Annotated in this window: 10 protein-coding genes; 9 read left to right on the forward strand and 1 reads right to left on the reverse strand. The window is 62.6% G+C overall.

The features are described 5' to 3' along the window. The first annotated feature begins 372 nt into the window (after positions 1 to 372). The 5 genes from rplJ to KUW17_RS22770 all read left to right on the forward strand — a co-directional run bounded on the left by rplJ (position 373) and on the right by KUW17_RS22770 (position 11,049). Positions 373 to 891 carry a 50S ribosomal protein L10 gene (gene rplJ / locus KUW17_RS22750; RefSeq protein WP_222482590.1) on the forward strand — a complete coding sequence of 173 codons (519 nt, stop codon included), beginning with the start codon at positions 373 to 375 and terminating at the stop codon, positions 889 to 891. Between the two features lie 81 nt (positions 892 to 972). Beyond that, positions 973 to 1,347, forward strand: coding sequence for a 50S ribosomal protein L7/L12 (rplL, locus tag KUW17_RS22755; protein ID WP_027236232.1), 375 nt, complete (start codon positions 973 to 975; stop codon positions 1,345 to 1,347). A gap of 248 nt (positions 1,348 to 1,595) precedes the next feature. Further along, positions 1,596 to 5,732, forward strand: coding sequence for a DNA-directed RNA polymerase subunit beta (gene rpoB, locus KUW17_RS22760; protein ID WP_222482591.1), 4,137 nt, complete (start codon positions 1,596 to 1,598; stop codon positions 5,730 to 5,732). Positions 5,733 to 5,785: 53 nt separating this feature from the next. Further along, complete coding sequence (gene rpoC / locus KUW17_RS22765) at positions 5,786 to 10,030, forward strand: DNA-directed RNA polymerase subunit beta' (RefSeq protein ID WP_222482592.1); 4,245 nt, start codon at positions 5,786 to 5,788, stop codon at positions 10,028 to 10,030. Between the two features lie 134 nt (positions 10,031 to 10,164). Next, positions 10,165 to 11,049 carry a DMT family transporter gene (locus KUW17_RS22770; protein ID WP_222482593.1) on the forward strand — a complete coding sequence of 295 codons (885 nt, stop codon included), beginning with the start codon at positions 10,165 to 10,167 and terminating at the stop codon, positions 11,047 to 11,049. Here the strand turns inward: KUW17_RS22770 and KUW17_RS22775 are convergent. Then, positions 11,018 to 11,842 carry a putative rhamnosyl transferase gene (locus tag KUW17_RS22775; RefSeq protein WP_222482594.1) on the reverse strand — a complete coding sequence of 275 codons (825 nt, stop codon included), beginning with the start codon at positions 11,840 to 11,842 and terminating at the stop codon, positions 11,018 to 11,020. The genes KUW17_RS22770 and KUW17_RS22775 overlap by 32 nt on opposite strands. A gap of 372 nt (positions 11,843 to 12,214) precedes the next feature. Between KUW17_RS22775 and rpsL the strand changes: the two genes are divergently transcribed. The 4 genes from rpsL to KUW17_RS22795 all read left to right on the forward strand — a co-directional run. Continuing rightward, positions 12,215 to 12,586, forward strand: a complete 372-nt coding sequence (rpsL, locus tag KUW17_RS22780; protein WP_008204009.1) for a 30S ribosomal protein S12 — start codon at positions 12,215 to 12,217, stop codon at positions 12,584 to 12,586. Between the two features lie 15 nt (positions 12,587 to 12,601). After that, the gene (rpsG, locus tag KUW17_RS22785; RefSeq protein WP_027236237.1) at positions 12,602 to 13,072 is read left to right on the forward strand and encodes a 30S ribosomal protein S7; all 471 of its coding nucleotides are present in this window, start codon (positions 12,602 to 12,604) and stop codon (positions 13,070 to 13,072) included. Between the two features lie 18 nt (positions 13,073 to 13,090). Then, positions 13,091 to 15,208, forward strand: a complete 2,118-nt coding sequence (gene fusA / locus KUW17_RS22790; protein ID WP_065266704.1) for an elongation factor G — start codon at positions 13,091 to 13,093, stop codon at positions 15,206 to 15,208. Between the two features lie 63 nt (positions 15,209 to 15,271). Further along, positions 15,272 to 15,390 (forward strand): GTP-binding protein (locus KUW17_RS22795; protein ID WP_170714658.1); only part of this gene is annotated, 119 nt, incomplete at its 3' end.

The following is a 15,390-nucleotide window of genomic DNA, read 5'->3' on the forward strand; positions in this document are numbered from 1 at the left end:
TGACGTCTGGTGGGCGGCACCGCAAGGCGCCGCCCTTTTCCTTTTCCGGCGGCCCCCCCCCCCCCCCCCCCCGCGGGCGGGCGTATTTTCCAATTTCGCTCTTGGAAATCCCGGCCAATGGGGCTAACTACGGCCTTGAGATAAAGCGTGCGATTCGTCGTGCGCTTTATTTCATTTCGTCCAAGATGGTGGGTGGCCTCCGATCAGGCCTTAATTTCCCTCCTGAGACGGGTACAGACCAAGAAGATCGGGGGTTTTCATTCCCTCGGGCGGATTTGGCTCATCCCGTAAAACGGACCTGAACGCCGGTTCCTTTGCGGGGCCGGCAAATATGAGCCGGGGTGCGAGAGCATCCCAAACTTGGAGAGAACTGTGGATAGAGCCCAGAAAGAGAAAGTGGTCGAGGAACTCGGCCAGATCTTCGAAAGCTCTGGCGTCGTGGTGGTTGCTCACTACGCCGGTCTGACAGTTGCAGAGATGCAGGATCTGCGCGCCCGTGCCCGTGGCGCGAACAGCTCCGTGCGTGTTGCCAAGAACAGGCTCGCCAAAATCGCCCTCGAGGGAAAGCCGTGTGCAAGCATGGCCGACCTGCTGACAGGGATGACCGTTCTGACCTATTCCGAAGATCCCGTGTCCGCCGCCAAGGTGGCCGAGGATTTCGCCAAGGATAACAAAAAGTTTGAGATCCTCGGCGGCGCAATGGGTGAGAACGCTCTGGACCGCGCAGGCGTCGAAGCTGTGTCCAAAATGCCGTCCCGCGACGAGCTCATCGCTCAGATCGCAAGCTGCATTGGCGCACCTGCTTCCAACATCGCCGGCGCAATTGGCGCACCTGCAAGCAACATCGCAAGCATCCTTTCGACCATCGAAGAGAAGGCGGAAGCTGCGTAAGCGGTTGGCACTGAACGGCCGGCGTGGGGCAAAAGCCCGCACGTTGGAACACACATACTGTAAACGGAAAGAGCTGATAAAATGGCTGATCTGAAAGCACTCGCAGAAAGCATCGTGGGTCTGACCCTGCTGGAAGCACAAGAACTGAAAACCATCCTGAAAGACGAATACGGCATCGAGCCCGCAGCTGGCGGCGCAGTTGTCATGGCAGCTGGCGGCGACGCCGGCGGTGCAGCTGAAGAAGAAAAGACCGAATTCGACGTCGTTCTGAAGAACGCCGGCGCTTCCAAGATCAACGTGATCAAAGAAGTTCGCGGCATCACCGGCCTGGGCCTGAAAGAAGCCAAAGAGCTGGTCGAAGCTGGCGGCAAAATCAAAGAAGGCATCGACAAAGCCGAAGCAGAAGACATCAAAGCCAAGCTGGAAGCAGCTGGCGCCGAAGTCGAGCTGGCCTAAGTCCTGCCTCTGGTGCATTCCTGATGCATCGGAAATTTGGCTGGGTCCGGAATTTTCCGGGCCCAGCCGAACCTGTCTTAGAAAGGGCCTCATGAGAGAGGCGTTTTTTCAGGCGAGGTTCAAGGGATCGGGAGGCTGCCTTCGGGACGGTGGCCATGAATTGATCCGAACACGCTGTCTCGTATGGGCAAGGAGCCGGGGCCCGGCGGCATCCTTGACCGGTGAGAACTCGAAAGGTGACATCTGACATGGCTCAATCGTTCCTTGGCCAGAAACGTCTACGCAAATATTACGGCAAAATCCGCGAAGTGCTGGAGATGCCGAACCTCATCGAGGTGCAGAAATCTTCTTATGACCTTTTCCTGCGCTCCGGCGATGCAGCTGAGCCGCTGGACGGCGAAGGCATCAAAGGTGTGTTCCAGTCGGTTTTCCCGATCAAGGATTTCAACGAAACCTCCGTGCTGGAGTTCGTGAAATACTCGTTTGAAAAGCCGAAGTACGACGTCGAAGAGTGCATGCAGCGCGACATGACCTACAGCGCGCCGCTGAAGGTCACCCTGCGCCTGATCGTGTTCGATGTCGATGAGGACACCGGCGCCAAGTCCGTGAAGGACATCAAGGAACAGGACGTCTTCATGGGCGACATGCCCCTGATGACCCCGAACGGCACCTTCATCGTGAACGGCACCGAGCGTGTGATCGTGTCCCAGATGCACCGCTCGCCCGGCGTGTTCTTCGACCACGACAAAGGCAAGACCCATTCTTCGGGCAAGCTGCTGTTTGCCTGCCGCATCATCCCGTACCGCGGCTCCTGGCTGGACTTCGAGTTCGACGCCAAGGACATCGTCTTTGCCCGTATCGACCGCCGCCGCAAGCTGCCGGTGACCACCCTGCTGTATGCCCTGGGCCTGGACCAGGAAGGCATCATGGATGCCTATTACAACACTGTCTCCTTCAAGCTGGAGAAATCCCGCGGGTGGGTCACCCCGTTCTTCCCGGAACGCGTGCGCGGCACCCGCCCGACCTATGACCTGGTGGACGCTGCCACCGGCGAGATCATCTGCGAAGCCGGCAAGAAGGTCACCCCGCGCGCCGTCAAGAAGATGATCGAGGAAGGCACCATCACCGAGCTGCTGGTTCCCTTCGACCACATCGTCGGTAAATATGTCTCCAAGGACATCATCAACGAAGACAACGGCGCGATCTATGTCGAGGCCGGTGATGAGCTGACCCTGGAATACGACAAGGACGGCGAGCTGATCGGCGGCTCCCTGAAGGAGCTGCTGGACGCGGGCATCACCGACATTCCGGTGCTGGACATCGACAACGTCAACGTCGGCCCCTACATGCGCAACACCATGGCGCAAGACAAGAACATGGACCGCAACAGCGCGCTGATGGACATCTACCGCGTGATGCGTCCGGGCGAGCCGCCCACCGTCGAGGCGGCGTCGGCGCTGTTCGACACCCTGTTCTTCGATTCCGAGCGTTACGACCTGTCCGCGGTCGGCCGCGTGAAGATGAACATGCGCCTGGCGCTGGACGCCGAGGACACCCAGCGCACCCTGCGCAAGGAAGACATCGTCGCCTGCATCAAGGCGCTGGTCGACCTGCGTGACGGCCGCGGCGATGTCGACGACATCGACCACCTGGGCAACCGCCGCGTGCGCTCCGTCGGCGAGCTGATGGAAAACCAGTACCGCGTCGGCCTGCTGCGCATGGAGCGTGCGATCAAGGAGCGGATGTCCTCCGTCGAGATCGACACCGTGATGCCGCAGGACCTGATCAACGCGAAACCGGCCGCCGCTGCAGTGCGCGAATTCTTCGGCTCCTCGCAGCTGTCGCAGTTCATGGACCAGACCAACCCGCTGTCGGAAGTCACCCACAAACGCCGCCTGTCGGCGCTTGGCCCGGGCGGCCTGACCCGCGAGCGCGCGGGCTTCGAGGTCCGCGACGTGCACCCGACCCACTATGGCCGGATGTGCCCGATTGAGACCCCGGAAGGTCCGAACATCGGTCTGATCAACTCGCTGGCGACCTTTGCGCGCGTCAACAAGTACGGCTTCATCGAAACGCCTTACCGCGTGGTCAACGAAGGCCAGGTGACCGACGAAGTGCACTACATGTCGGCGACCGAAGAGATGCGCCACACCGTGGCGCAGGCGAACGCGACCCTGGACGAGAGCGGCAAGTTCATCAACGACCTGGTCTCGACCCGCCAGTCCGGCGACTACACCCTGGCGCCGCGCGAAAGCGTGGACCTGATCGACGTGTCGCCGAAGCAGCTGGTCTCCGTGGCTGCCTCGCTGATCCCGTTCCTGGAAAACGACGACGCCAACCGCGCTCTGATGGGCTCGAACATGCAGCGTCAGGCGGTTCCGCTGCTGCGTGCAGAGGCGCCGCTGGTCGGCACCGGCATCGAGGAAAAGGTTGCGATCGACTCCGGCGCGGCGATCCAGGCCAAGCGGGCCGGCATCATCGACCAGGTGGACGCGCAGCGTATCGTGATCCGGGCCACTGAGGACCTGGAGCTGGGCGATGCCGGCGTGGACATCTACCGGATGCGCAAGTTCCAGCGTTCGAACCAGAACACCTGTATCAACCAGCGTCCGCTGGTGAAGGTGGGCGACACCGTTCAGAAAGGCGAAGTCATCGCCGACGGCCCGTCGACCGATATGGGCGAACTGGCTCTGGGCAAGAACGTGGTCGTCGCGTTCATGCCGTGGAACGGCTACAACTACGAAGACTCGATCCTGATCTCCGAGCGCATCGCGCGTGACGACGTCTTCACCTCGGTCCACATCGAGGAATTCGAAGTCGCCGCCCGCGACACCAAGCTGGGGCCGGAAGAAATCACCCGCGACATCCCCAACGTCGGCGAGGAAGCCCTGCGCAACCTCGACGAGGCGGGCATCGTCTACATCGGTGCCGATGTGGAGCCAGGCGACATTCTGGTCGGCAAGATCACTCCGAAGGGCGAAAGCCCGATGACCCCGGAAGAGAAGCTGCTGCGCGCCATCTTCGGCGAGAAGGCTTCCGACGTGCGCGACACCTCGCTGCGCGTGAAGCCGGGCGACTACGGCACCGTGGTCGAGGTGCGCGTCTTCAACCGCCACGGCGTGGAGAAAGACGAGCGTGCGCTGCAGATCGAGCGTGAGGAAGTCGAGCGTCTGGCCCGTGACCGGGACGACGAGCTGGCGATCCTGGACCGCAACATCTATGCCCGCCTGCGCGGCATGCTGCTGGGCAAAGTGGCCGTCAAAGGCCCGAAAGGCGTGCGTTCCGGTGCCCCGATCGACGAGGAGCTGCTGGATTCGCTGAGCCGCGGCCAGTGGTGGATGCTTGCCCTCGAGGAGGAGCAGGACGCCCAGGTCGTCGAGGCCCTGAACGAGCAGTACGAGGCGCAGAAGCGCGCCCTGGATGCACGTTTCGAGGACAAGGTCGAGAAAGTCCGCCGCGGCGACGATCTGCCGCCGGGTGTGATGAAGATGGTCAAGGTCTTCATCGCGGTGAAGCGCAAGCTGCAGCCGGGCGACAAGATGGCCGGCCGTCACGGCAACAAAGGTGTGATCTCGAAAGTGGTGCCGATGGAGGACATGCCGTTCCTCGCCGACGGCACCCCGGTCGACTTCTGCCTCAACCCGCTGGGCGTGCCATCGCGTATGAACGTCGGTCAGATCCTGGAGACCCACATGGGCTGGGCCGCGCGCGGCCTCGGCATCAAGGTGGACGAAGCGCTGCAGGAATACCGCCGCTCGGGCGACCTGACCCCGGTCCGTGAAGCGATGCACCACGCCTATGGCGACGATGTCTATGACGAAGGCATCGCCAACATGGACGAGGACATGCTGATCGAAGCCGCAGGCAACGTGACCCGCGGTGTGCCGATTGCGACCCCGGTCTTCGACGGCGCCAAGGAAGACGACGTCAACAACGCCCTGGTGCGTGCGGGCTTTGACCAGTCCGGCCAGTCGATCCTGTTCGACGGCCGCACCGGCGAGCAGTTCGCGCGTCCGGTGACCGTTGGCATCAAGTACCTGCTGAAGCTGCACCACCTGGTGGACGACAAGATCCACGCGCGTTCCACCGGCCCGTACTCGCTGGTCACCCAGCAGCCGCTGGGCGGTAAGGCGCAGTTCGGCGGTCAGCGCTTCGGTGAGATGGAAGTCTGGGCTCTGGAAGCCTACGGCGCCGCCTACACCCTGCAGGAGATGCTCACCGTCAAGTCGGATGACGTCGCCGGCCGGACCAAGGTCTACGAGTCGATCGTCAAGGGCGAGGACAACTTCGAGGCGGGCGTTCCGGAATCGTTCAACGTTCTGGTCAAAGAAGTCCGCGGCCTCGGCCTGAACATGGAACTCCTGGATGCGGAGGTTGAGGAGTAAGGGCCCCGCGCCCTTCTCCCGTTCCCCCCTTCCGCAAGATTTGAGGTATCAAAATGAACCAGGAAATCACCAACAACCCGTTCAACCCGCTGACCCCGCCGAAGGTCTTTGATGAAATCAAAGTCTCGCTGGCCAGCCCGGAACGGATCCTGTCTTGGTCCTATGGCGAAATCAAAAAGCCCGAGACCATCAACTACCGGACCTTCAAGCCGGAGCGCGACGGCCTGTTCTGCGCCCGCATCTTTGGCCCGATCAAGGACTACGAATGCCTGTGCGGCAAATACAAGCGGATGAAGTACCGCGGCGTCGTCTGTGAAAAATGCGGCGTCGAAGTCACCCTGCAGAAAGTGCGCCGCGAGCGCATGGGCCACATCGAGCTGGCCGCGCCGGTTGCGCACATCTGGTTCCTGAAGTCGCTGCCCAGCCGCATCGGCCTGATGCTGGACATGACCCTGCGCGACCTGGAGCGGGTTCTGTACTTTGAAAACTATGTTGTCATCGAGCCGGGCCTGACCGACCTGACCTATGGTCAGATGATGACCGAAGAAGAGTACATGGACGCCCAGGATGCCTATGGCATGGACGCCTTCACCGCCAACATCGGCGCTGAAGCGATCCGTGACATGCTGGCCCAGATCGACCTGGAATCGGAAGCCGAAACGCTGCGCGCCGAACTGGCCGAAGCGACCGGCGAACTGAAGCCCAAGAAGATCATCAAGCGTCTGAAAGTCGTGGAATCCTTCCTGGAGTCGGGCAACCGTCCGGAATGGATGATCATGACCGTGATCCCGGTCATCCCGCCGGAACTGCGCCCGCTGGTTCCGCTGGACGGCGGCCGCTTCGCGACTTCCGACCTGAACGACCTGTACCGCCGCGTGATCAACCGGAACAACCGCCTGAAGCGGCTGATCGAGCTGCGCGCGCCGGACATCATCGTCCGCAACGAAAAGCGGATGCTGCAGGAATCCGTGGACGCGCTGTTCGACAACGGCCGCCGCGGCCGCGTCATCACCGGCGCCAACAAGCGCCCGCTGAAGTCGCTGTCCGACATGCTGAAAGGCAAGCAGGGCCGCTTCCGCCAGAACCTTCTGGGTAAGCGCGTCGACTTCTCCGGCCGTTCGGTGATTGTGACCGGTCCCGAGCTGAAGCTGCACCAGTGCGGCCTGCCCAAGAAGATGGCGCTGGAGCTGTTCAAGCCCTTCATCTACTCGCGTCTGGAGGCCAAGGGCCTGTCCTCGACCGTGAAGCAGGCGAAGAAGCTGGTCGAGAAAGAGCGTCCCGAGGTGTGGGATATCCTGGACGAGGTGATCCGCGAGCACCCGGTGATGCTGAACCGCGCACCGACGCTGCACCGCCTTGGTATCCAGGCGTTCGAACCCACGCTGATCGAAGGCAAGGCAATTCAGCTGCACCCGCTGGTCTGCTCGGCGTTCAACGCGGACTTCGACGGCGACCAGATGGCTGTGCACGTCCCGCTGAGCCTTGAGGCCCAGCTGGAAGCGCGCGTCCTGATGATGTCCACCAACAACGTTCTGTCGCCCGCCAACGGCGCGCCGATCATCGTTCCGTCGCAGGATATGATCCTGGGTCTCTACTATGTGACCCTGGAGCGCGAAGGCATGCCCGGCGAAGGCAAGATCTTTGGCACCATCGACGAGGTTCAGCACGCGCTGGACGCCGGTGAAGTGCACCTGCACTCCAAGATCACCGCGCGGATCACCCAGATCGACGAGGAAGGCAACGAGGTTCTCAAGCGCTTTGAGACCACCCCGGGCCGTGTCCGTCTGGGCGCGCTGCTGCCGAAGAACGCCAAGGCGCCCTTCGAGCTGGTCAACCGCCTGCTGCGGAAGAAGGAAGTGCAGCAGGTCATCGACACCGTCTACCGCTACTGCGGCCAGAAAGAGTCGGTGATCTTCTGCGACCAGATCATGACCATGGGTTTCCGCGAGGCGTTCAAGGCCGGCATTTCCTTCGGCAAGGACGACATGGTGATCCCGGACACCAAGTGGACCATCGTCGACGACACCCGCGAGCAGGTGAAAGACTTCGAACAGCAGTACATGGACGGCCTGATCACCCAGGGCGAAAAGTACAACAAGGTTGTCGATGCCTGGTCGAAGTGCAACGACAAGGTCACCGAGGCGATGATGAGCACCATCTCCGCTGACAAGCGGGATGAGAGCGGCGCCGTGATGGAACCGAACTCGGTTTACATGATGGCCCACTCCGGTGCGCGTGGCTCTGTCACCCAGATGAAGCAGCTGGGCGGCATGCGCGGCCTGATGGCCAAGCCGAACGGCGACATCATCGAGACCCCGATCATCTCGAACTTTAAAGAAGGCCTGACCGTTCTCGAGTACTTCAACTCGACCCACGGTGCCCGTAAGGGTCTGTCGGATACCGCGCTGAAGACGGCGAACTCGGGTTACCTGACCCGCCGTCTGGTGGACGTGGCGCAGGACTGCATCGTGCGCGAGAACGACTGCGGCACCGAGCGCGCGATCACCGCAGAGGCAGCCGTGAACGACGGCGAGGTCGTGGCGTCTCTGGGCGAGCGCATCCTGGGCCGTGTGGCTGCGGATGACATCAAGCGCCCGGGCACCGAAGAGATCATCGTGGCCGCAGGCCAGCTGATCGACGAGCGCATGGCAGATGCCGTGGAAGAGGCCGGCGTGCAGTCGACCCGCATCCGCTCGCCGCTGACCTGTGAGAGCGAAGAGGGCGTCTGCGCCATGTGCTACGGCCGTGACCTGGCCCGCGGCACCAAGGTGAATACCGGCGAGGCCGTCGGCATCATCGCGGCGCAGTCGATCGGTGAACCCGGCACCCAGCTGACCATGCGGACCTTCCACATCGGCGGCGTTGCCCAGGGCGGCCAGCAGTCGTTCCTGGAAGCCAGCCAGGAAGGCAAAATCGTCTTCGAGATGCCGCAGACCCTGGAAAACGCCAACGGCGAGGTTCTGGTTGTCGGCCGCAACATGAAGCTGATCATCCAGGACGAGCACGGCGAAGAGCGCGCCAGCCACAAGCTGGGCTACGGCTCCAAGCTGTTCGTCAAGGAAGGCCAGACCGTGGCGCGCGGCGACAAGCTGTTCGAGTGGGACCCCTATACCCTGCCGATCATCGCCGAGAAGCCGGGCACCGCGAAATACGTGGACCTGATCTCGGGCCTGGCGGTCCGCGACGAGACCGACGAAGCCACCGGCATGACCCAGAAGATCGTGATCGACTGGCGTGCGGCTCCGAAGGGTTCCGACCTGAAGCCGGAAATCATCCTGGTCGACAGCAACGGCGAGCCGGTGCGCAACGATCAGGGCAACCCGGTAACCTACCCGATGTCGGTGGACGCCATTCTGTCGGTCGAAGACGGCCAGCAGGTCATGGCAGGCGACGTTGTTGCGCGTATCCCGCGCGAAGGCGCCAAGACCAAGGACATCACCGGTGGTCTGCCGCGGGTTGCGGAACTGTTCGAAGCGCGCCGTCCGAAAGATCACGCGATCATCGCCGAAATCGATGGTTACGTGCGCTTCGGCCGCGACTACAAGAACAAGCGCCGCATCTCGATCGAGCCGTCGGACGACTCGATGGAGCCGGTCGAATACATGGTGCCCAAGGGCAAGCATATTCCGGTTCAGGAAGGTGATTTTGTCCAGAAGGGCGACTACATCATGGACGGCAACCCGGCGCCGCATGACATCCTGTCCATCATGGGTGTCGAGGCACTGGCGAACTACATGATCGACGAGGTCCAGGACGTCTACCGCCTGCAGGGTGTGAAGATCAACGACAAGCACATCGAGGTGATCGTCCGCCAGATGCTGCAGAAGTGGGAGATCTCCGACTCCGGCGACACCACGCTGCTGAAAGGCGAGCATGTGGACAAGCAGGAGTTCGACGCTGCCAACGAGAAGGCGATTGCCCGCGGCAAGCGTCCGGCTCAGGGCGAACCGATCCTGCTCGGCATCACCAAGGCGTCGCTGCAGACCCGCTCCTTCATCTCGGCGGCCTCCTTCCAGGAGACCACCCGGGTTCTCACCGAGGCATCGGTGCAGGGCAAGAAGGACAAGCTGGTCGGCCTCAAGGAGAACGTCATCGTGGGCCGCCTGATTCCGGCCGGCACCGGCGGCGCGACCCAGCGGGTGCGCCAGATCGCCCAGTCCCGCGACAACGTGGTGCTGGAAGCCCGCCGCGAGGAAGCCGAAGCCGCCGCAGCCCTGGCTGCGCCGGTGATGGACGAGGACATGATGGGCGGCAGCGACCTGGACAACCTGGTCGAGACCCCGGAAAGCCGCGACTAAGACCCGCGGTCTGAGACAGAAACAATGAAGCCCCCGCATGGTGACATGCGGGGGCTTTTCCGTTCCTGTGTCCGGGTCTATCAGTTGCTAGGCAGGGAGGATGCAGGCATGGATATGTTCTTGGCAGGGCGGCGATGACACCAAACCAGACAGGCGCGCTGCTGATGATCGGGGCGATGGCGGCCTATACCTTCAACGATGCGCTGGTAAAGCTGATCGGCGGCGCGCTGCCGCTGCCGCAGATCCTGACCATCCGCGGCATTGCCGCCAGTTTCCTGATTTATCTTCTGGCGCTGCGGCTGGGCGGCCTGCGGCTGCGGCTGCCGGGCCGCGCCTGGGGGATGATCGCCCTGCGCTGCGCCGGGGAAGTGTCGGCCACCTACCTGTTCCTGACCGCGCTGATGGTGATGCCGATCGCCAATGTCACCGCGGTTTTGCAGGTGCTGCCGCTATCGGTGACGCTGAGCGCGGCGCTGTTCCTGCAGGAGCCGGTGGGCTGGCGCCGGATGGCGGCGATTGCCGCGGGCTTCTGCGGTATGCTCTTGATCGTGCGGCCGGGGCCGGAAGGGTTCAGCGACGGCGCGCTTTACGCGCTGGCCTCGGTGGCTTGCATCACCGCCCGCGACCTGGTGACCCGCCGGATGCCGCCCGAGGTGCCCTCGATGACGGTGACGCTGGCGTCCTCATTGTCGGTGCTGGCGTTCGGGATCGCCACCTCTGCGGTGGTGGAGTGGCAGCCGATGAGCGGCAGCGATCTTCTGATCCTGACCGGCGCGGCGCTGTTCATCTTCGGCGGCTACCTGTGCTCTGTCATGACCATGCGGGTGGGCGAGATCGCGGTGATCGCGCCCTTGCGCTACAGCGGGTTGCTGTGGGCGCTGCTGCTGGGCTGGCTGGTGTTCGGCGAATGGCCGGATGCGGTCACCCTGGCAGGCGCCGCCATCGTTGCTGGCGCCGGCATCTTCACCTTCTACCGCGAGCGCCAGGTCAGCCGCAGATCCCGCTCTGCGCCGCTTTGAACGCCTCGCGGACCTTGGCCGCCTTGATGCCGAACAGGGTCGCGAATTCCCGCTCCTCCTTGGCGGTCAGCAGTTCGACCTCCACCTCCTTGGCGCGCCGCTGCCGGGAATCGTTGAAACCGTTGTGGCTGCGCACCCACATCGGCACATCGGTAATCGTGACCGTGGGCATGTGGTGGTGGATGCGGTGATGGGCGAAGTTCATGATCGAGCGGCGGGTGCCGCCAGCGGCATACATTCCCAGCGCCGGGGTGGCATAGGGGCTGATCGCGGGCGCGGCTGAAATGCCGGCCGGGCCGAATTGCGCGATATAGCCCCGGTTGAAGTCGATCGCCGCGGTGGGAGTGTTCGCAAACAGCCGGGAGCAGTCGCGCGCGGTTTCCCGCAGCCGCTCGACAAAATCGGATGCCACCGCGTCGTCGTCATCGGCCCGGAACTGCAGGCAGGGCTTGTTCCGGTCGATGCGGGCGGCATTCAGCAGGTCCTGCATCACCGACCGGTGGCGGCGCGGCGGCTCGGCGTGGATCGCAACCTGCGGCATGCCGGCGGTCAGATCGTGCAGCCGGTCCCGGTGCTGCCGGGGCAGGCTGTCGCCGATCACGATGATCAGGTCGAAATCGGGGTCGGTCTGCTGCCGCAGGGAGGGCAGGGCGACGGTTTCAAACAGCCGGAACCGCTCTTCCATCCGTTCTTCGGCATAGAGGTAGGCGATCCGCTCCTCGACCGTTTCGTGATCGATCTGGAACCCGCCAAGCGCCGGGTAGGAAAACCGGCACAGCCCGATGACCTGCATAGTGAAATCCGTTTGTTGCCAATGCCTGCAGCAGCGACTATGGCGGGCCGGGCACCGCCTGGCAACTGCCGGGGCGCGGTAATCCGGCCCGGTTGCGGGCAGAGCGGCCCGGCTGCTGTTGACAACCCCCGCGACTCCCCATATACGCGCGCCTATCCGGCACCCGGAGTGTATTCTTCGAAAGCCGAATTCAAAATTGCAGTGGCTCAAGGCCTGGGCACTTTTATCACCCCGGCCCTCTGTAAACTCACCGCGTCGTCTCACCTCGGAATGGGAGCGATTGCGGTTTTTGCGCTTGTGGACGCATAAGTGCAGCGAAATCACCCGCACGCGCCGGCGTGCATGACAAGTTGCTAAACGGGGAATACCTGAATGCCAACGATCCAGCAGCTGATCCGCAAGCCGCGTCAGCCGAAACGCAAAGTTTCGAAGTCCCAGCACCTCGAGCAGTGCCCGCAGAAGCGCGGCGTCTGCACCCGTGTGTACACCACCACTCCGAAGAAGCCGAACTCCGCTATGCGGAAAGTTGCGAAGGTCCGCCTGACCAACGGTTTCGAAGTGATCTCCTACATCCCCGGTGAAAGCCACAACCTTCAGGAACACTCCGTGGTTCTGATCCGCGGCGGCCGGGTGAAAGACCTTCCGGGTGTCCGTTACCACATCCTGCGCGGTGTTCTGGATACCCAGGGCGTCAAAGACCGTAAGCAGCGCCGCTCGAAGTACGGCGCGAAGCGTCCTAAGTAAGAAGGAGAGAGCGAGATGTCCCGTCGTCACGCCGCAGAGAAGCGCGAAGTCCTGCCCGACGCCAAGTTCGGCGACCGCGTTCTGACCAAATTCATGAACAACCTGATGATCGACGGCAAGAAGTCGGTCGCAGAGCGCATCGTCTACAACGCATTCGACCGCGTTGAGACCAAGATCAAGCGCGCTCCGGTTGAAGTCTTCCACGAAGCTCTGGACAACATCAAACCGTCCGTCGAGGTCCGCTCCCGCCGTGTTGGCGGCGCGACCTACCAGGTTCCGGTTGAAGTCCGCCCCGAGCGCCGCGAAGCGCTGGCCATCCGCTGGCTGATCGCTGCCGCACGCAACCGCAACGAAAACACCATGGAAGAGCGCCTCGCAGGCGAGCTGCTGGACGCCGTCCAGTCCCGTGGCACCGCGGTCAAGAAGCGCGAAGACACCCACAAGATGGCCGAGGCGAACAAAGCTTTCAGCCACTATCGCTGGTAAGCTAGAGGACATAGACCTATGGCACGCGAATATCCCCTCGACCTGTACCGTAACTTCGGTATCATGGCGCACATCGATGCGGGTAAAACCACCTGCTCCGAGCGCATCCTGTATTACACCGGCAAATCCCACAACATCGGTGAGGTGCACGACGGTGCAGCCACCATGGACTGGATGGAGCAGGAGCAGGAACGCGGCATCACCATCACTTCGGCTGCGACCACCACCTTCTGGGAGCGCACCGAGGACGGCAAGACCGCGGACACCCCGAAGCACCGCCTGAACATCATCGACACCCCCGGCCACGTTGACTTCACCATCGAGGTTGAGCGTTCGCTGGCGGTTCTCGACGGTGCCGTCTGCGTTCTCGACGCAAACGCCGGTGTTGAGCCCCAGACCGAAACCGTGTGGCGTCAGGCTGACCGCTACAAGGTTCCGCGCATGGTGTTCGTCAACAAGATGGACAAGATCGGCGCCGACTTCTTCAACTGCGTCCGCATGATCGAAGACCGCACCGGCGCCCGCGCGGTTCCGGTTGGCATTCCGATCGGCGCAGAGAACGAGCTGGAAGGCCTGATCGACCTGGTCACCATGAAAGAGTGGCTGTGGCAGGGTGAAGACCTGGGTGCCTCCTGGGTTCACGCCGAGATCCGCGACGAGCTCAAGGACATGGCCGAAGAGTGGCGCGGCAAGATGATCGAGGCCGCCGTCGAAGAAGACGACGACGCCATGGAAGCCTACCTGGAAGGCGAAGAGCCCGACGTGCCGACCCTGCGCAAACTGCTGCGCAAGGGCACCCTGGCGCTGCACTTCGTGCCGGTTCTGGGCGGTTCCGCGTTCAAGAACAAAGGTGTGCAGCCGCTGCTGAACGCCGTGATCGACTACCTGCCCAGCCCGCTGGACGTTGTCGACTACATGGGCTTCAAGCCGGGCGACGAGAACGAAGAGCGTAACATCGCCCGCCGCGCGGACGACGACATGGCCTTCGCCGGTCTGGCGTTCAAGATCATGAACGACCCGTTCGTCGGCTCCCTGACCTTCACCCGGATCTACTCCGGCGTGATGAACAAGGGCGACACCCTGCTGAACTCGACCAAGGGCAAGAAAGAGCGCGTTGGCCGGATGATGATGATGCACTCGAACAACCGTGAGGAAATCACGGAAGCGTTCGCAGGCGACATCATCGCGCTGGCAGGCCTGAAGGACACCACCACCGGTGACACCCTCTGCGCCGTCAACGACCCGGTCGTTCTGGAAACCATGACCTTCCCCGATCCGGTGATCGAGATCGCGGTTGAGCCGAAAACCAAGGCCGACCAGGAGAAGATGTCCCAGGGTCTGGCCCGTCTGGCCGCCGAAGACCCGTCCTTCCGCGTCGAGACCGACCTCGAGTCCGGTCAGACCATCATGAAGGGCATGGGCGAACTTCACCTGGACATCCTGGTGGACCGCCTCAAGCGCGAGTTCAAGGTCGAGGCGAACATCGGTGCGCCGCAGGTGGCCTACCGCGAGACCATCTCCAAAGAGGTCGAGCATTCCTACACCCACAAGAAACAGTCGGGTGGTTCGGGCCAGTTCGCCGAGGTGAAACTGATCATCTCCCCGACAGAGCCGGGCGAAGGCTACTCCTTCGAATCCCGTATCGTCGGCGGTGCGGTTCCGAAGGAATACATCCCGGGTGTCGAAAAAGGCATCCAGTCGGTCATGGACTCCGGTCCGCTGGCAGGCTTCCCGGTGATCGACTTCAAGGTTGCCCTGATCGACGGTAAGTTCCACGACGTGGACTCCTCGGTTCTGGCCTTTGAAATCGCCGCCCGCATGGGCATGCGCGAAGGCATGCGCAAAGCTGGCGCGAAACTGCTCGAGCCGGTGATGAAGGTTGAGGTGATCACCCCGGAAGAATACACCGGCGGCATCATCGGCGACCTGACCTCCCGCCGCGGCCAGGTGTCCGGCCAGGAGAACCGCGGCAACGCCATCGCCATCGACGCCTTCGTGCCGCTGGCCAACATGTTCGGCTACATCAACACCCTGCGTTCGATGAGCTCGGGCCGCGCCCAGTTCACCATGCAGTTCGATCACTACGATCCGGTGCCGCAGAACATCTCGGAAGAGATCCAGGCGAAATACGCGTAAGCGTCAGAAAATCGGGGGGCTCGCAAACCGTGCGGGCCTCCCTCGAAGCAAAAGGAGGCCATCATGGCTAAGGAAAAGTTTGAACGTAATAAACCGCACGTCAACATCGGCACCGTTGGCCACGTTGACCACGGCAAGACCACTCTGACCGCGGCTATCACCAAATACTTCGGTGACTTCAA

Origin of the sequence: Leisingera aquaemixtae (assembly GCF_019801145.1) — a bacterium.
Lineage (GTDB): Bacteria > Pseudomonadota > Alphaproteobacteria > Rhodobacterales > Rhodobacteraceae > Leisingera > Leisingera aquaemixtae_A.

What these genes read in the sequence shown, in the direction of transcription:
- rplL (WP_027236232.1), top strand. Translation starts at nt 973, where the DNA reads ATGGCTGATCTGAAAGCACTCGCAGAAAGCATCGTGGGTCTGACCCTG.
- rpoB (WP_222482591.1), top strand. Translation starts at nt 1,596, where the DNA reads ATGGCTCAATCGTTCCTTGGCCAGAAACGTCTACGCAAATATTACGGC.
- rpoC (WP_222482592.1), top strand. Translation starts at nt 5,786, where the DNA reads ATGAACCAGGAAATCACCAACAACCCGTTCAACCCGCTGACCCCGCCG.
- KUW17_RS22770 (WP_222482593.1), top strand. Translation starts at nt 10,165, where the DNA reads ATGACACCAAACCAGACAGGCGCGCTGCTGATGATCGGGGCGATGGCG.
- KUW17_RS22775 (WP_222482594.1), bottom strand. Translation starts at nt 11,842, where the DNA reads ATGCAGGTCATCGGGCTGTGCCGGTTTTCCTACCCGGCGCTTGGCGGG.
- rpsL (WP_008204009.1), top strand. Translation starts at nt 12,215, where the DNA reads ATGCCAACGATCCAGCAGCTGATCCGCAAGCCGCGTCAGCCGAAACGC.
- rpsG (WP_027236237.1), top strand. Translation starts at nt 12,602, where the DNA reads ATGTCCCGTCGTCACGCCGCAGAGAAGCGCGAAGTCCTGCCCGACGCC.
- fusA (WP_065266704.1), top strand. Translation starts at nt 13,091, where the DNA reads ATGGCACGCGAATATCCCCTCGACCTGTACCGTAACTTCGGTATCATG.